The 14,219-nt window shown below is 76.0% G+C and carries 15 protein-coding genes; 6 read left to right on the top strand and 9 right to left on the bottom strand.

What is annotated here, in order from left to right:
- Window positions 1-173: 173 nt before the first annotated feature.
- The 3 genes from ACFTWP_RS38360 to ACFTWP_RS38350 form a co-directional block, all read right to left on the bottom strand.
- Complete coding sequence (locus tag ACFTWP_RS38360; RefSeq protein ID WP_380269774.1) at window positions 174-1,187, bottom strand: MBL fold metallo-hydrolase; 1,014 nt, start codon at window positions 1,185-1,187, stop codon at window positions 174-176.
- Between the two features lie 267 nt (window positions 1,188-1,454).
- Window positions 1,455-1,877 carry a CBS domain-containing protein gene (locus ACFTWP_RS38355; protein WP_380269773.1) on the bottom strand — a complete coding sequence of 141 codons (423 nt, stop codon included), beginning with the start codon at window positions 1,875-1,877 and terminating at the stop codon, window positions 1,455-1,457.
- A 119-nt stretch (window positions 1,878-1,996) separates the two neighbouring features.
- Complete coding sequence (locus tag ACFTWP_RS38350) at window positions 1,997-2,989, bottom strand: slipin family protein (protein ID WP_380269772.1); 993 nt, start codon at window positions 2,987-2,989, stop codon at window positions 1,997-1,999.
- 210 nt (window positions 2,990-3,199) lie between these two features.
- On the opposite strand from ACFTWP_RS38350, the gene ACFTWP_RS38345 reads away from it, so the two are divergent.
- Window positions 3,200-4,048, top strand: a complete 849-nt coding sequence (locus ACFTWP_RS38345) for a uracil-DNA glycosylase (RefSeq protein ID WP_380269771.1) — start codon at window positions 3,200-3,202, stop codon at window positions 4,046-4,048.
- A gap of 19 nt (window positions 4,049-4,067) precedes the next feature.
- Here the strand turns inward: ACFTWP_RS38345 and ACFTWP_RS38340 are convergent, their stop codons facing one another.
- The 3 genes from ACFTWP_RS38340 to ACFTWP_RS38330 all read right to left on the bottom strand — a co-directional run bounded on the left by ACFTWP_RS38340 (window position 4,068) and on the right by ACFTWP_RS38330 (window position 5,816).
- A complete protein-coding gene (locus ACFTWP_RS38340) occupies window positions 4,068-5,000 on the bottom strand; it encodes a CHAD domain-containing protein (RefSeq protein ID WP_380269769.1) in 933 nt (310 codons plus the stop codon).
- Window positions 5,001-5,130: 130 nt separating this feature from the next.
- Window positions 5,131-5,517: a hypothetical protein gene (locus tag ACFTWP_RS38335; protein WP_380269768.1), complete on the bottom strand. Its 387-nt coding sequence runs from the start codon at window positions 5,515-5,517 to the stop codon at window positions 5,131-5,133.
- Window positions 5,514-5,816, bottom strand: coding sequence for a hypothetical protein (locus tag ACFTWP_RS38330; RefSeq protein WP_380269766.1), 303 nt, complete (start codon window positions 5,814-5,816; stop codon window positions 5,514-5,516). The genes ACFTWP_RS38335 and ACFTWP_RS38330 overlap by 4 nt, the downstream gene beginning before the upstream one ends.
- Before the next feature lie 736 nt (window positions 5,817-6,552).
- Between ACFTWP_RS38330 and ACFTWP_RS38325 the strand changes: the two genes are divergently transcribed.
- The 3 genes from ACFTWP_RS38325 (at window position 6,553) to ACFTWP_RS38315 (ending at window position 9,249) form a co-directional block, all read left to right on the top strand.
- Window positions 6,553-7,221 carry a hypothetical protein gene (locus ACFTWP_RS38325; RefSeq protein WP_380269765.1) on the top strand — a complete coding sequence of 223 codons (669 nt, stop codon included), beginning with the start codon at window positions 6,553-6,555 and terminating at the stop codon, window positions 7,219-7,221.
- A 227-nt stretch (window positions 7,222-7,448) separates the two neighbouring features.
- The gene (locus ACFTWP_RS38320; protein ID WP_380269763.1) at window positions 7,449-8,375 is read left to right on the top strand and encodes a DsbA family protein; all 927 of its coding nucleotides are present in this window, start codon (window positions 7,449-7,451) and stop codon (window positions 8,373-8,375) included.
- 169 nt (window positions 8,376-8,544) lie between these two features.
- Window positions 8,545-9,249 (top strand): vitamin K epoxide reductase family protein, encoded by a 705-nt coding sequence (locus ACFTWP_RS38315; RefSeq protein ID WP_380269762.1) that lies wholly within the window; start codon window positions 8,545-8,547, stop codon window positions 9,247-9,249.
- A gap of 93 nt (window positions 9,250-9,342) precedes the next feature.
- Here the strand turns inward: ACFTWP_RS38315 and ACFTWP_RS38310 are convergent, their stop codons facing one another.
- The 3 genes from ACFTWP_RS38310 to ACFTWP_RS38300 form a co-directional block, all read right to left on the bottom strand.
- Window positions 9,343-10,365 (bottom strand): serine hydrolase domain-containing protein, encoded by a 1,023-nt coding sequence (locus ACFTWP_RS38310; RefSeq protein ID WP_380269760.1) that lies wholly within the window; start codon window positions 10,363-10,365, stop codon window positions 9,343-9,345.
- A 177-nt stretch (window positions 10,366-10,542) separates the two neighbouring features.
- Complete coding sequence (locus ACFTWP_RS38305; RefSeq protein WP_380269759.1) at window positions 10,543-11,058, bottom strand: GNAT family N-acetyltransferase; 516 nt, start codon at window positions 11,056-11,058, stop codon at window positions 10,543-10,545.
- A 69-nt stretch (window positions 11,059-11,127) separates the two neighbouring features.
- Entirely contained in the window at window positions 11,128-11,577 is a 450-nt protein-coding gene (locus ACFTWP_RS38300) for an ankyrin repeat domain-containing protein (protein ID WP_380269758.1), read from the bottom strand.
- A 377-nt stretch (window positions 11,578-11,954) separates the two neighbouring features.
- On the opposite strand from ACFTWP_RS38300, the gene ACFTWP_RS38295 reads away from it, so the two are divergent.
- Complete coding sequence (locus ACFTWP_RS38295; RefSeq protein WP_073921277.1) at window positions 11,955-12,149, top strand: hypothetical protein; 195 nt, start codon at window positions 11,955-11,957, stop codon at window positions 12,147-12,149.
- 238 nt (window positions 12,150-12,387) lie between these two features.
- Window positions 12,388-14,031, top strand: a complete 1,644-nt coding sequence (locus tag ACFTWP_RS38290; RefSeq protein WP_380269757.1) for a hypothetical protein — start codon at window positions 12,388-12,390, stop codon at window positions 14,029-14,031.
- Window positions 14,032-14,219 lie beyond the last annotated feature (188 nt).

Raw genomic sequence — 14,219 nt, 5'->3', positions numbered from 1 at the left:
GGGGGGTTTTTTTTTTTTTTCACCCCCCCCCCCCCCCGGGCGCCCCCCCCCCCCCCCCCCCGGGGGGGGCCCCCCCCCGCCGGGGCCCCCCCGCCGGTCCGTTCACGTCTCACGTCGGACGCGCGACGCCGGGCGGCCCGCCCGGGACACCGTCCGCGCGAGCGTCCACGACGTCAGAAGGTCCGCGGCGTCAGGTAGTCGGGCACCACCACCCGGGTCCCCGGGGAGGCCTGCCGGACCTGCTCGGTGAACGCGGCCAGGTCCGCGTGCGGGTCGGGCCGGACGGGGTTCACCAGCGGGCTCTCGAAGACGTCCCAGTGCACCGGGACGACCGTGCGCGGACACCCGAGCGCCCGCATCAGCCGGGGGACGTACCGGTGGGTCGCGGTACTGGTGGGGACGGCGACCATCGCCAGATCGGGCCGCAGACCCGCCACCTCCCGCTCCGCGAAGTCGCTCGCCCCCATCAGGAAGGCCGTCGGCCCGCCCTCGAAGCCGACCTGGAAGGCCAGGGTGTCCCCCTCGGGCAGATCCCCGACCGTGGCGGGGGCCCGCGGCGGCAGCGCGTTCACCGTCCCCGGTGCGAGGTAGCGGCGCTGCTCGTTGCGGCTGTGCCGGCTCGACACCACCTCCACCGTCAGGCCGCCGCCGAAGTCGAACACCTCCCCGCCCTTCACCACGACCAGTTGCGACGCGGGCACCCCGAGGGCGCGCAGCAGGTGGTACGAGGTCTCGGTGCCGACGACCGTCGCACCCGTCCCGGTCGCGATGTGCGGGACGTCGTTGATGTGGTCCCAGTGGCTGTGGCTGACCAGGACGAGCTCCGGGGCGCCGATGTGCGGGTCGACCAGCAGCGGGTCGGTCACCAGCGGGGTGGCCGGGTCGAACCGGCCGCCGTCCTGGAACAGCCCGGTGCCGAAGCGCGTCAGGTAGGGGTCGAACAGGACGGTCCGGTCGCCGTGGTCGATCCGCCAGCCGGCCGTGCCCAGCCAGCGGAAGGCCGTGCCCGCCGCCCCGCCCTCCTCGGCCGACGCGGCCTGCGGCCCGACCTCGCCCCGGACCCGGTCGAGGATCCGCCCGGCCTCGGGCGGTAGCGCCCCGGCGGCGGACGGCGCGGCCGGCGCGGGCAGGCCGACGGCGGCCGCCGTACGGAGGAAGGACCGGCGGTCGAATCCGGGCGTCTGCATGAACGGTGTCCTCTCGGCTGCCCACGGCGGGCGCGGGAACACGCTCCGCCTACGGAGAACACGCGCCGGGCGGCGGTTCGGAACCACCCCGCTCCGGTCGCCACCCGGTCGGGCCCGGCCGATCCGGCGCCGCACCGGGCACGCCACCGACCCCGCAGCGGGTCTGCTGCGGGGTCGGACACGCGCCGCGCGCGGGACGGCACGCACCCGTACCGGATCGGTACGGGTGGACCGGGCACCCGCGACCCGTCGCGACGGTTCGCGGCGCTATCGGGCGCAGATCACCGACACGAACTCCGCCACCCTGGTCTGCGGCAGGCCGCGGGCGATGTCCGCCTCACTGATCATCCCGACCAGCTCGTGGTCGGGGTGGTTGATCACCGGCAGCCGGCGGACCCGGTGCTGCTCCATCACCCGGAGCACCTGGTCGGTGTCCTCGTCGTCCTCGACCACCATCGGGCGGCCCTGGGCGAGTTCCCCGGCCTCGACCTGGCTCGGGTCGCGCCCTTCGGCCACGCACTTCAGCACGATGTCCCGGTCGGTGAGGATGCCCAGCAGCTTCTGCTTGTCGCCGCAGATGGGAAGCGCTCCGACATCCCGTTCCCGCATGATCCTGGCCGCGTCGGCGAGGGTGTCGTGCTCGCCGACACACTCGGCCCCCGCGTGCATGATGTCGCCGGCTCTGGTCATGGTCAGGCCTCCTGGTGTCCGTACCCGCCCTCGTACCCCGTCCTCGCCCACCCCTGTTCCCATCGTGGTCCGCCCCCGGGCACCCCGCCACCGGGCACCTCGACGGGCGCCGGGCCAGGTCACTCGCGCCCGCGTTCCACCGGTCCGGCCACCGGTCCGGCGCCGTCCGCGCCGTCCGCCAGCGGCACCGGCGAGGCCGCCCGGTCCTCCGTCGGGATCTTCGCCAACAGCTCTTCCAGCGGTGGCAGTTCGAGCTGCTCGACACCCCGGCGGGCCGCCTCGACGGCTTCCACCGCCTCCACCACGCCGGGCTGACCGTCGCCCGCGGCCTCGCCCTGCGACCCCTTGCGGACGTTGGCGGCGGTCGCGCTGTCCAGGAACCGCAGCAGCTCCACCGGGAAGGGCAGCACCAGGGTCGAGTTCTTCTCCGCGGCGACCTCCACCACCGTCTGCAGCAGCCGCAGTTGGAGTGCCGCCGGGGTCGCGCTCATCACCGCGGCCGCCTCCGACAGCCGGGCCGAGGCCTGGAACTCGCCGTCCGCCGTGATGATCCGGGCCCGCCGCTCACGCTCGGCCTCGGCCTGCCGGGACATCGAGCGCTTCATCGACTCCGGCAGCGCGACGTCCTTGATCTCCACCCGGTCGATCTCCACGCCCCAGCCCATCGCCGGGGTGTCCAGCATGAGTTCCAGCCCCTGGTTGATCGGCTCGCGGTTGGCCAGCAGGTCGTCCAGCTCGCTCTTGCCGATGATCGAGCGCAGCGAGGTCTGCGCGACCTGGGAGATCGCGAAGCCGTAGTCCTGCACGTTGACCACCGCCCGGACGGGGTCGAGGACCTTGAAGTACACCACCGCGTCCACGCGTACGGTCACGTTGTCGCGGGTGATGCCCTCCTGCGCGGGGATCGGCATCGTCACGATCTGCACGTTCACCCTGTGCAGCCGGTCCGCGACGGGCAGCAGCAGCACCAGCCCCGGCTGGCGCACCTCCTCGCGCACCCGCCCGAACCGGAAGACCACGCCGCGCTGGAACTGCTGGACCACGCGGAAGCTCAACCCCGCCCAGACGGCCGCGACCGCAAGGAGCGCCAGCACCACATCGAGAATCAGCATCGCCGCCACCTCGGGCACCAGGGCCGCCCCCGCCCGGCCGGTGTTCGGGCCGGGCTGACGATCTCCGGAGCAGCCAACTCCACGCTACGCCTGCCCGGGCAGCACCGGAACGGGCCGCCGGACCGGCCCCGGGAACGCGCGCCGGCGAAGCCCGCGAAACACCGGTCCGCGGCGCGGGTCCGGGCCCCGGACGTGCATAGGATCGGGGCCATGCCGGACCAGCCGCAGCCAGCCCGTACCGCGCGCACGCACCGCCCGGCGGAGCCGGCGGACCGGGCGGAGCCGGCGGACCCCGCCCACCCCGCTCACGCGGCGCAGGTTTGCCACGACCTCGCCGAGCTGGACGCCGCCGTGGTCGACTGCCGGGCCTGCCCGCGGCTGGTCGCCTGGCGCGAGGAGGCCGCGCGGACCAAGCGTAGGGCCTACCTGGACTGGGACTACTGGGCCCGGCCGATCCCCGGCTTCGGCCCGCCGGACGCCCCGCTGCTCCTGGTCGGCCTCGCCCCGGCCGCCCACGGCGCCAACCGCACCGGCCGGATCTTCACCGGCGACCCGTCCGGGGACCTCCTCTACGCCGAACTGCACCGCCTCGAACTCGCCTCCCGCCCCGACTCCGTCCGGCACGGGGACGGGCTGGAGCTGTACGGGGTGCGGATCACCGACCCCGTCCGCTGCGCGCCGCCCGACAACCGGCCCACCCCGGCCGAGCGCGACACCTGCCGCCCGTGGATCGCCCGGGAGCTGGCACTGCTGCGGCCGACCGCCCGCGCCGTGGTGGCGCTCGGCGGATTCGCCTGGCAGGCGCTGCTGCCGGCCCTGGCCGCGGCCGGCTGGGAACCGCCCCGGCCCCGGCCGGCCTTCGGCCACGGTGCGCACGTCAGCCTGCCGGCCGCGGACGGCGGGCCGCCGCTGGAGCTCTTCGGCTGCTACCACGTCAGCCCGCGCAACACCTTCACCGGCCGGCTGACCCCCGTCATGCTGCGGGACGTCCTGCGGACGGCGGCGCGCACGGCCGGCCTCGACCCGGCGCCGGAACCGGAGCCGGAGCCGGAGCCGTGAGACGTGCGGCGCACGCCGGTCAGCCGAAGTCGGCCAGGTGGTGCTCGGCCGCCCGGGCCCAGACCGCCGGCAGTCCCTCCCGGGCGACGGCTCCGGCGGCCAGCTGCCCCGCGTACAGGACGCCGTACCCGAAGGCCTCGGCGCGGACCGACTCCCCGTCGCCCTCCGCCGCCGGGCCCGGCGGTACCGCGGACGCGCCCGTCGCCAGCCCGTGCAGGGCGGCGGCGGCCACCACCGCGTCCTGGTGCTCGCCGAGCAGTTCCTGCACGGCCTTCATCCGGTCCGCGTAGCGCCGGGCCGGGCGACCGGCGACCGGCTCCGCCGTCTCCGCCGCGTACCGCGCGCGCTTCGCGGCCTTGCGGGCCTCGTGCAGCGTCGTGTCCTGGTCCGGTCCCGGCTCGGCCGCCTGCGCCGCCCGGACCCGGGCCGCGGTGCGGCGCTGCTCACGGGCGGCCACCCGCGCGAGCTCGGCCAGGGCGGGCCGGGCCGCCCTGCCGCGCAGCGGCGGATCGGCCAGCAGCCCGTTCAGGGCGACCGCCAGCGCCCGCCGGCGGGGGCTGTCGATCGCCAGCAGCACCTCCGGCCGGACGCGCTCGTACTCCTCCTGCGACCAGCGGGCGAGTCGCTCGGCGAGCTCCTCCGGTCGGCACTCCGGCGGCAGGTCGCGGGCCCCGGAGAGCAGCCGACGGCCGAGCACCTCGCGGTCGCGCGCCTGCCCGAGCACCGCGCCGAGCCACTTCAGTTCACGTGCCAGCTCGCGCGTCCGGCTCCCGGCGAAGAGCCGGCCGTACGTCTGCAGGGCGCTGCGCAACCGCCGGCAGGCGACCCTCATCCGGTGCACGGAGTCCGGCTCGTCCGCCCGGACGGCCGGGTCGAGGGCGGCCAGCACCTCGGCCTGGGCGGCCAGCCGGGCCAGGACGGCCGCGCCGACGGTGGTGGTGGATGCCGGCACCTGGACACCCCCTCGCGGGTCGACTCGACCGGCCGGCGCACCGCCCGGCCGGCCCGAAGCTCTGGCCTCCAGCGTAGAACCTCCGCAGGTCCGCGCCCGGGACCGGCGGCGCCGGTGCCCGCGCCGGGCGCTACGGCCGCAGCTGGATCGCCAGCGCGAGCGTGTAGCCGACCAGCGCGCCGAACAGCCCGACGGCGGTCGCGTGCCGCCCGCTGAACGGCAGGCCGGCGAGGGAGGGATAGACCAGCACCGCGCAGCCAGCCGCGAGATCGGCCGCGTACAGGCCGACCGGCGGAACCACCTGGGTGCTGTGGGCGGCCCAGCCGGTGGCCACCAGGAATCCGGTGAGCAGCACGAACCCGGAGAGCAGTCCGCCGCCGATGGTGGACAGGACGGGGTGCGGGCCGTCCGCCTCCTCCCCCTCGGGGAGGGCGGGGCGCAGCCGCTGCGCGACGCCGAGGCTGATCAGGGCCACGGTCGCTGCCGCGAGGGCTCCGACGATCGGGGCGGGGTTCATCTGCGACTCCTGGTGGGGGCGTGGAAGATCGCGGCGAGTGCCGCGGGGACGAGGACGGTGACGAGCAGGACGACGGACCAGACCACCGGGTCCAGCACGGGTTCGGGTGCCACCGCGAGCGGCGGCGGGGGCGCCGGGACGGCCGTTCCGGCGACCGGAGCGGCTGCCGGCGGTGACGGGAGCGCAGCGGGGGCGGGCGGTGGGGTCTGCACGGTGGCCTTGGGCCGGGCGGGCTTCGCCGGGACGGGCACCGCGGCGGCCGGAGCGGCCTTGACCGGCTCAGGCGCCGCCGCCTTCACCGGCGGGGGTGGCGGCGGTGGCGGGGCGGGTGGGGACGGCGGATCGGGGGGTGGCGGGGGCGGCGGCACCGGTGGGTCCGGCGGGTGGACCACCGGCGGCAGCGGGGGCTCGGGCTTCGGCGGCGGGCAGGGCGGCGGAGGCGGTGGGGGTTCGCACGGGGCCGGCGGGTGCGGCGGATGCGGCACGTGGGGTGGATGGGGTGGATGCGGCAGGTGCGGAGGCTGGTGGTGGTCGGACGGTTGGTGGTGGTCGGACTCGTCCGGCTCGTGGGGCTCGTGGTGGCCGTCCGACGGGCCGTGGTCGTGGCCTTGGGAGGGGCCGTGGGAGGGACCGTGGTGGTCCGACGCGTCGTCGTCCTGGTCGTGGGAGGGCTTGTGGCCGTCGGAGGAGCCGTGGCCGTCGGACGTGCGCGATGCACCGGTCGGGTGGGGCTGATGTGGGGAGGCGGACGGTTGCGATGTGTGGGACACCTGCGGCAGTTGAGGTACCTGCGGCGAGTGGGGGGCGTTGTCCATCGGCTGATTCTGTAGCCGCCCTGAGGGCCGCCCACCGTCGATCACTCGGATTCCCGCCGTAAACCGCCCCAGGAGTGACGTTGTGGCGCCCCGGTGACGAACGGGAGGGCGAGGGCACGACACCCGTGCGGCCGGCCCGTCGACGGTCACCGCGTCGACGGTCCGGTGCTCCCCGGGCGGTCTCGTCCGCTCGCCCCACTCCGTGGCATACTCCGGGAACATGACGACCAGCCACGCGACCAGGGCCCTGCGGGCAGCGGTGTTCACCGCGCTCGCCGTGCCGCTGTCCGCGGCCGGGCAGGTCGTCGTCACCGGCCGCCCGCTGCCGCTGAACCTGGTGGCCGCCGCGACCGCGGTGGTCTTCCTGGTCGCGGCCGCGCTGGCCGGCTCCGAGCGTCGGCTGCTGCAGATCTCCGCGGTGCTCGTCCCGGTCGAGCTGCTGCTCAACACCACCTTCAACCTCGGGCAGGCGACCTGTGCGCCGGCCGTCGGGGCCCTACACGGCCCCGTCCGCGGGATGAACCTGCTGGTCTGCGGCGGCGGTTCGGTGGACGGTTCGCTCCTCCCCGGCCCGCTCGGCCACGCCGGCCCGGTCGCACCGGCCGCCACCCAGCTCTTCCTGCTGCTGGTGCACCTGACGGCGGCCCTGGCCGCCGCGCTGTGGCTGCGCCTCGGCGAGGCCGCGCTGAGCGGACTGGCCGACGCGCTGGACGCCCTGCGCCAGTGGGTCGGCGCCCCGCTGCGGAGGCTGCTGCTCGCGCCCGTCCCGGGCCGCCCGGTGCTGCGGGTCCCGCTGCCGGTCTCGAACCGCCCCCGCCCGCGCCTGCGGGACGTCCTGCGCTCCCCGGCGCCGCGCCGCGGCCCGCCGGTGCCCGCGCCCGCCTGCTGACACCTCGTCACCGTCCACCGCGCCCTCAGCGGCGTCCCGGGTAGCCCGGCCGACGGTACGTCGACGGCATGTCGGCGGCGGAGCCTCACCGACCGTCCCGCGCGGCACACGTCCGCGCCCACACGTCCCGCGCCGGGCCACCCGCACCCGCCCCGCACCCGCCCTCCGGGCGCCGTGCCGAGGGCCGCGCGCCCGCCCGCGCCGCATCCGCACAGGAGTCGACCCCGATGACCCGGAACACGCACCCGTCCCAGAGCCCGGACCCGAGCGCGAACCAGAACCCGAGCGCGAACCGGCCCACCGCACCGCTGCAGAACCCGCACCGCGCGACCCTGCCGACCGCCCGCGAGCGCATCCAGGAGGCCCACCTCCAGGAGCTCCGGGCCGCCCGCACCCGCCGCCGGATCGTGGTGGGCACCGCCGTCGCCGCCGTCCTGGCCCTGGCCGGCGGAACCGCTCTCGCCATCGGCACCGCCGGCGGCGGCGGGAGCGCCCCGGCCGCGGCCGGCACCGGCGCCACGGGCGACCCGGCCCGGGCGGCGGGTACCGCGGCGCCCCTCGTGGTGCCCGCGAACACCTCCGGCCCGGACGGCACCGTGATCGTCTACGGCAAGCCGGACGCCCCGCACACCCTGCAGGTCTTCGAGGACTTCCGCTGCCCGGTCTGCAAGACCTTCGAGAAGGCCCACGGCAAGGCCGTCCAGCAGCTCGCCGACGAGGGCACCTACCGGATCGAGTACCACCTGGCGGCCTTCCTCGACGTCAACCTCGGCGGCCGCGGGTCCCGCACCGCCCTGGCCGCCGCCGGGGCCGCCGCCAACGAGGGCGTCGACAAGTTCAAGCAGTTCCACGACGTGCTCTACGCCAACCAGCCCGAGGAGCGCGAGGACGGGTTCGGGGACGTCAACCGCATCCTCGCGCTGGCGGAGCAGGTCCCCGGGCTGAAGACCGAGGCCTTCACCAAGGCCGTCACCGACGGCACCTACGCGCCGTGGGCGGCGAAGGTCGCCGAGGCGTTCAACGGCAGCGGGGTGACCGGCACGCCCACGGTCAAGCTGGACGGCAAGGCCGTGAAGCTCGCCGACGGCAACGGCCGAGTCCTGACGGCGGAGCAGCTCACCGCCCAGCTTAGGCAGGCCGCCGGCGGGCAGTGAGCCGGCGCCGGCCGCTCGCCGCCGGCACCGCGCGTCCAGCACACCCAGCTCGCCCAGCACACCCGGCGCCCACCGATCCGAGACGGATCCGCACCGGTCCGGCCCGCCAGGGGCCGGACCGGCCCCCCGCCGTACCCACCGGAGCCCCGCACCCCTGGAGTCCGTTCCGATGACCGCCCTGTCCGCGCGCGCCGCGCGCCCGCCCCGAACCGAACCGACCCACCCCGCCGACGCGACCCGCCCGGCCGACCCCGCCGACCCGATCGGCAGGTCCGCCCGGGAGCCCGTTCCGGCCGGCCGGGCCCTCGCCCTGCTGCTGCTCGTCGCCGGGCTGGTCGGCCTGCTCGCCTCCGCCGTCCTGACCCACGACAAGCTCCGGCTGCTGGCGGATCCCTCGTTCGTCCCCGGCTGCAACATCAACCCGGTGATCAGCTGCGGCTCGGTGATGCGCACCGAGCAGGCCGAGGTCTTCGGGTTCCCGAATCCCCTGCTCGGCATCGCCGCCTTCGCGGTCGTGCTCGCACTGGGCGCGGCATCGCTGGCCGGCGCCGCGTTCCGCCGGTGGTTCTGGCTCGGGCTGCACGTCGGCACGGTGCTCGGCCTGGCGTTCACCCACTGGCTGATCGTCCAGGCGCTCTACCGGATCGGGGCGCTCTGCCCGTACTGCATGGCCGTCTGGGCAACCTGCATCGCCCTGTTCTGGTACGTCACCCTGCACAACCTGCGCACCGGGGTGCTGTCCGTCCCGGCCCGGCTGCGCCCGGCCGTCCGGGAGGCCGCCCGGTACCACTGGGTGGTGCCCGTCCTCTGGTACGCGGTGATCGCCCTGCTCGTACTCAACCGGTTCTGGTACTACTGGCGGACCCTGCTCTGAGGGCCGGCTCCCGCCCCGCCGCCGGGCCGCCCCGCCGCCGGCCGCTCCGCCCTCGTGGCGGGGTGGGGTGGGCCGGCGGCCGGCGGTCCGGGCTCAGCCGAAGACCTCGCGGCGGAAGGCGTTGCGGAGGTCGGTGAGCGGCTGCAGGTCGCGGTTGAGGTGGACCTTGTTGGTGAGCAGCACGGCCCAGCGGCCCCGGCGGCGGGAGAGCCACATCGCGGTGCCGGTGAAGCCGTAGTGGGCGAAGGTCCCGTCCGCCGGGTCCGTGCCGGGGGCGCAGAGCCAGGAGAGGCCGCGGGCGGGCAGCAGCCCGCCGGTCTGCTCGCGCAGGGACTCCGCCACCCAGGAGCGCCACTCGGAGCCGGGGTCGAGCAGCGCGGTCAGCAGGAGGCCGAGGTCGCGGGCGGTGGAGAAGGCGCCGGCGCTGCCGCAGGCGCCGCCGAGCAGCCGGGCCGAGGGGTCGTGCACCACGCCTCGGAGGTAGCCGCCGGTGGCCTCGTCGAACTCGGTGGGCGCCGTCCGGGCCCGCCGCTCCGGGTCGAGCGGTCCGAACGCGGTGTCGGTCATCCCGAGCGGGTCCCAGACCCGGTCGGCGGCGAGCCGGGCCAGCGGGGTGCCGGTGAGGGACTCGACCAGGTAGCCGAGGATGATCGCTGCCCGGTCGGTGTACTCGACGGCCTCGCCGGGCGGGCGGTGCAGCGGCGCGGTGAGGACGCCGGAGCGGACGGCCGCCGGGTCGGTGCCGTAGAGCCGGGCGAAGTTGGTGCGCAGCGGCAGCCCGGCGGTGTGGGTCAGCAGTCGCCGCGCGCTGAGGGCGCCGACCGGATGGCCCGCCGTCTCGGGCCAGTAGTCGCCGAGCGGATCGTCCAGCGGGAGCAGCCCGGCCGCCCGCAGGGCGCCGACGCAGGGCCAGAGTGCGACGATCTTCGTCAGGCTGGCCAGGTCGAAGAGGGTGTCCGGCGCCATCGCGGGGCCGCGCTCCTCCCGCCCGAGCGGGCCGTGCGCACCCTCGTCGTGGAGCCCGTCCGCGCCGCCCACCGCCCAGACCGCGCCCGTGCCGACCCCCCGCAGGCCGTCCCGTACCAGTGACACCAGTGGCTCGCTGTCGATGGTCATCGCCCCCGCCTCCGTCGCCCGTCGGCGGGGAGCCTACCCAGCCGGGCGGTCACCCGACCGCCCGGAGCGCCCCGGCCACCCGGACGGGACGGACCGGACGGGACGGACCGGACGGGACGGACGGAACGGATGCGACGGACGCGACGGGCGCGACGGGCTCGTACGGAACGGACGGGGTCAGGCCCGCACAGGGGACGCCGGCAGGGCCTTGCCCATGCAGACGCTCTGCGGGTGCTCGCGGTAGATGCCGAACTTCTGGATGTCCGCGTAGCCCTCGGAGGCGTACAGCGCGATGGCCTCCGGCTGCTCGGTACCGGTCTCCAGCACCACCCGGGTGTGGCCGGCCAGCGCGGCGGTCTCCTCCAGCCGGCGCAGCAGCGCGCGGGCCAGGCCCCGGCCGCGGGCCGAGGGCACCACGAACATCCGCTTCAGCTCGGCGTCGCCGTCCCGCAGGCCGTGCGGGTCCGCCTTCTTGGCGCGCCAGCCGCCCGAGGCGACCGGCTCGCCCTCCAGGTAGGCGATCAGGAAGAGGCCGGCCGGCGGCTCGAAGTGGTCCGGGTGCATGGCGGTGAGGTCGCCCTCGCCGTAGCGGCGGACGTACTCCTCCTGGACCTCCGCCGACAGCCGCTGCGCGTCGGGGTGCCCGTAGCCGGTGACGCGGATCTCGACGGTGCTCTGTGTGGTGCTCTCCATGGTGGACCAGCCTACGTGGGGCCCGGCCGGCGACCGGGCCCCGGGCGAGGCCGCCCTGGGGAGGCCCCGTCAGCGCGCGGTGAAGCGGGCCACCAGGTCGTCCTTGCCGAACATCCGGGCGGTGTCCACCGCGGACGGGGTTCCGGCCTCGGGGTCGGCGCCGCCGGCCAGCAGGGCGGTGAGGACGTCGTCGGCGCCCTTGAAGACGGCGCCGGCCAGCGGCGTCTGGCCGCGGTCGTTGGCCCGGTCGGGGTCGGCCCCGCGCTCCAACAGGGCCTGCACCGCGGCGGTGTGGCCGTGGTAGGCGGCCAGCATCAGCAGGGTGTCGCCCCGGTCGTTGGAGAGGTTGGCGGGGGCGCCGGCGTCGACGTAGGCGGCGAGGGTGGCCGAGTCACCGGTGCGGGCGGCGTCGAACAGCCGGCCGGCCAGCTCGACCACGTCGGCGTCGGGGGTCTGCGGCGCGGAGCCCTGGGCGTCGGCGGAGTCGGCGGGACCGGTGGAGCCGGCGGTGTCGGCCATGAGGGAGACCTTTCAGCGGGAGGACGTGACGTACGGCACCGTAGCGGCCGGGTGCACCGGCGATCCAGCGTGCGTCCGGTATGTGGAGCACACCTGCCGCCGGGGCGCGAGATGTCGACACGTCGACGTAGTGGTCACGCGTCCGATCGGGCGAACTTCCCCCGGCCGGCAGCACCCGGGGGGCATCGACCCGGGAATGGCTCGGGGCGGCGGAACGGAGCCGTGGATCGGCCTTCCCGGCGCGGTTCGCATACACCCGTCATCAGCTTTCCAGGGTGAACCACCCGTTTGCGCCGTTCCATCATCTATTACTTTTTGTCACGATTAGGGCACTTTCCGTGACACTGTCCCTGTCACCCTCCCCGAGGAGCAGACGCGTGATCCTCTCCATTTCAGGCATCGTCCTGTTCGGCACCATCGCCTTTCTCTTCTTCCGCCGGGACGGACTAAAGATCTCCCATGCCGTGGTCTGCGCCCTCCTCGGTTTCTACGTGGCGGGCTCCTCCATCGCTCCGAGCATCACGGCGGGCGGCGCGAGCCTCGCCGGACTGCTCGGCGGCATCAAGTTCTGAGCCGCCACTCCCCCGCACAGGCCCGGGCGCGGATCCCACCGCCCCGGGCCTGCCCGTTCACCCGCGCCCCCGCAGCCCCGCGCCACCGGCCGTGCCCACGGCCGCCGCGCCCCTCGCCGACCCGGCCGCCGCCGACCCGACCGTCACCGATCCGCCCCCACCGATCCGCCCGTCACCGACCCGACCGTCACCGACCCACCCCCACCGACCCGTCCCACTCGCCCGGGGAGTCCCAGGAATGTCCCTGAACCGCCACCTCAGCAAGGGCCGCACCCTCGCCCGCACGGCCGGCGACCACGCCGCCGACATGTTCGCGCCGATCACCCTCATCGGCCGCGGGCTCCGGCGCCACGCCGACTGGGCGAAGGGCCGCTGGCAGGCCACCCCCAAGGACCGGCGCGGGCCGACGCTGTTCCTCTGCGCCGCGGTGGCGCTCGGCGTCTTCCTGCTGCCGCACGGCCCGCTCTTCGCACTGGTCGCCCTGATGGCCAGCTCCGCCTGGGTGGGCCGGGCGCCGAAGGCGCCGCCCGCCGCGCCCGAGCCGGACGTCGCCGAGGTCAAGCTGACCGCCCTGTACGCGGCGCTCACCCCGTACCTGGCCGCGCCCGACGACCTCAGCCCGCTGTACGGCAACGAGAACGGGTTCCGGACGGCCTTCGAGTCCTGGGAGTTCGACCCCGAGGGCCGGCTGACCGAGCTGCACCTGGCGTACCCGGCGTACTTCACCGACACCGAGCCGGGCGCCCGGGCCCGGATCGAGCAGGTCGTCCAGGGCAAGGCCGGCCGGGCCCGCGAGTACCGCTTCGAGTGGGACGAGGAGTCCAACCGGCTACGGGTCAGCGCGCTGGCGCCGCTGGCCACCGACATCTGCGCCCAGCGCTTCGTGACGGCGCCCGGCGAGATCGTGCTCGGCTTCACCGACGAGGCGGGCAGCCGGCGCATGATCCCGGTGAACCAGGCCGGGGTCAGCGCCCAGCAGCCGCCGGTGATCTGGCGGACGGGCCCGCGCTCCGCCGAACCGCACCTGCTGGCCCTCGGCGCCACCGGGCACGGCACCTCCACCCTGATCCGCTCGATCGCGCTGCAGGCCCTGCCCTTCGCCGACCTCGTGCTGATCGACGGCGCCGGCACCGGCGAGCACGCCTGCCTGGTCAACCGGCCGGGCGTGCACACGGTGGAGACCAGCCTGCACGGCACGCTGGCCGCCCTGGAGTGGGCGGCGCAGGAGACCGCCAGGCGGCTGACCGCCCTGAACGCGGCCCGGCACGCCGGTGCCACCGCGCCGGAGGACGTCACCCGGCCGCTGTGGATCCTGCTCGACCACCCGACCGAGCTCAGCGAGCTGGCGCACGCCGAGGGCCGCCCCGACCCGCAGGACCTGCTGGAGACCCCGCTGCGGCACGGCCGGGCGGCCCGGGTCACCGTGGTGATCGCCGACGACATCGAAGCCCGGGACCGGATCACCCCGACCCTGCGCGCCACCACCCGCGCGCGGGTCGTCCTCGGGCCCACCACTCCCGAGGAGGGGCACGCCGCGCTCGGCGCCCCGCTGGACATCGTGCCCGCCGCGCACGCCCCCGCCGGCCGCGGGTACGCCAGGATCGGCAACTCCGCGCCCGTCCGGCTCCAGGTGCCGGCCACCGTGGACCCGCTGGACGACGAGGCCCCGGCGCAGCTGCGCGACGCGGTGATCGCCCTGCTCCCGCACCGGGACACCCGGACCGAGGCGCCCGCACCGAGCGTGCCGGCCGCCGAGGCGGTGCGCCGCGGCGAGGAGCAGCCGGCGGCGGAGGCGGACCGCCGGCCGGCGGAGGCCGGGGCCGAGCGGCCGGTGGAGCTGGGCAAGGAGCACGCTCCCGTCCGCCCGCGCCCGGTCTGGTGAGCCGCGCGGCGCGGCGATCGGCCGGCCGGGTGCACCGCGCGGCGCGGTCCGGCCGGGTGCACCGGACCCGGCCGCGCCGGGAAGGTCACGGACCGGTACGCTCATGGTTGAAACCCGAACTGATCACCAGTTGTGAAATTAGTGACACCTAGGGTGATATCACCGGCCAGATGTGACAAATCGGGCGC

This window comes from Kitasatospora sp. NPDC057015 (genome assembly GCF_042673745.1).
In the GTDB taxonomy this organism is placed as follows: Bacteria; Actinomycetota; Actinomycetes; order Streptomycetales; family Streptomycetaceae; genus Kitasatospora.
This window is presented reverse-complemented; position numbering and strand designations above follow the sequence as displayed.

Bases quoted from the DNA above. Each gene is read 5' to 3' on its own strand.
- ACFTWP_RS38360 (WP_380269774.1), bottom strand. From the start codon at position 1,187: ATGCAGACGCCCGGATTCGACCGCCGGTCCTTCCTCCGTACGGCGGCC.
- ACFTWP_RS38355 (WP_380269773.1), bottom strand. From the start codon at position 1,877: ATGACCAGAGCCGGCGACATCATGCACGCGGGGGCCGAGTGTGTCGGC.
- ACFTWP_RS38350 (WP_380269772.1), bottom strand. From the start codon at position 2,989: ATGCTGATTCTCGATGTGGTGCTGGCGCTCCTTGCGGTCGCGGCCGTC.
- ACFTWP_RS38345 (WP_380269771.1), top strand. From the start codon at position 3,200: ATGCCGGACCAGCCGCAGCCAGCCCGTACCGCGCGCACGCACCGCCCG.
- ACFTWP_RS38335 (WP_380269768.1), bottom strand. From the start codon at position 5,517: ATGAACCCCGCCCCGATCGTCGGAGCCCTCGCGGCAGCGACCGTGGCC.
- ACFTWP_RS38325 (WP_380269765.1), top strand. From the start codon at position 6,553: ATGACGACCAGCCACGCGACCAGGGCCCTGCGGGCAGCGGTGTTCACC.
- ACFTWP_RS38320 (WP_380269763.1), top strand. From the start codon at position 7,449: ATGACCCGGAACACGCACCCGTCCCAGAGCCCGGACCCGAGCGCGAAC.
- ACFTWP_RS38315 (WP_380269762.1), top strand. From the start codon at position 8,545: ATGACCGCCCTGTCCGCGCGCGCCGCGCGCCCGCCCCGAACCGAACCG.
- ACFTWP_RS38310 (WP_380269760.1), bottom strand. From the start codon at position 10,365: ATGACCATCGACAGCGAGCCACTGGTGTCACTGGTACGGGACGGCCTG.
- ACFTWP_RS38305 (WP_380269759.1), bottom strand. From the start codon at position 11,058: ATGGAGAGCACCACACAGAGCACCGTCGAGATCCGCGTCACCGGCTAC.
- ACFTWP_RS38300 (WP_380269758.1), bottom strand. From the start codon at position 11,577: ATGGCCGACACCGCCGGCTCCACCGGTCCCGCCGACTCCGCCGACGCC.
- ACFTWP_RS38290 (WP_380269757.1), top strand. From the start codon at position 12,388: ATGTCCCTGAACCGCCACCTCAGCAAGGGCCGCACCCTCGCCCGCACG.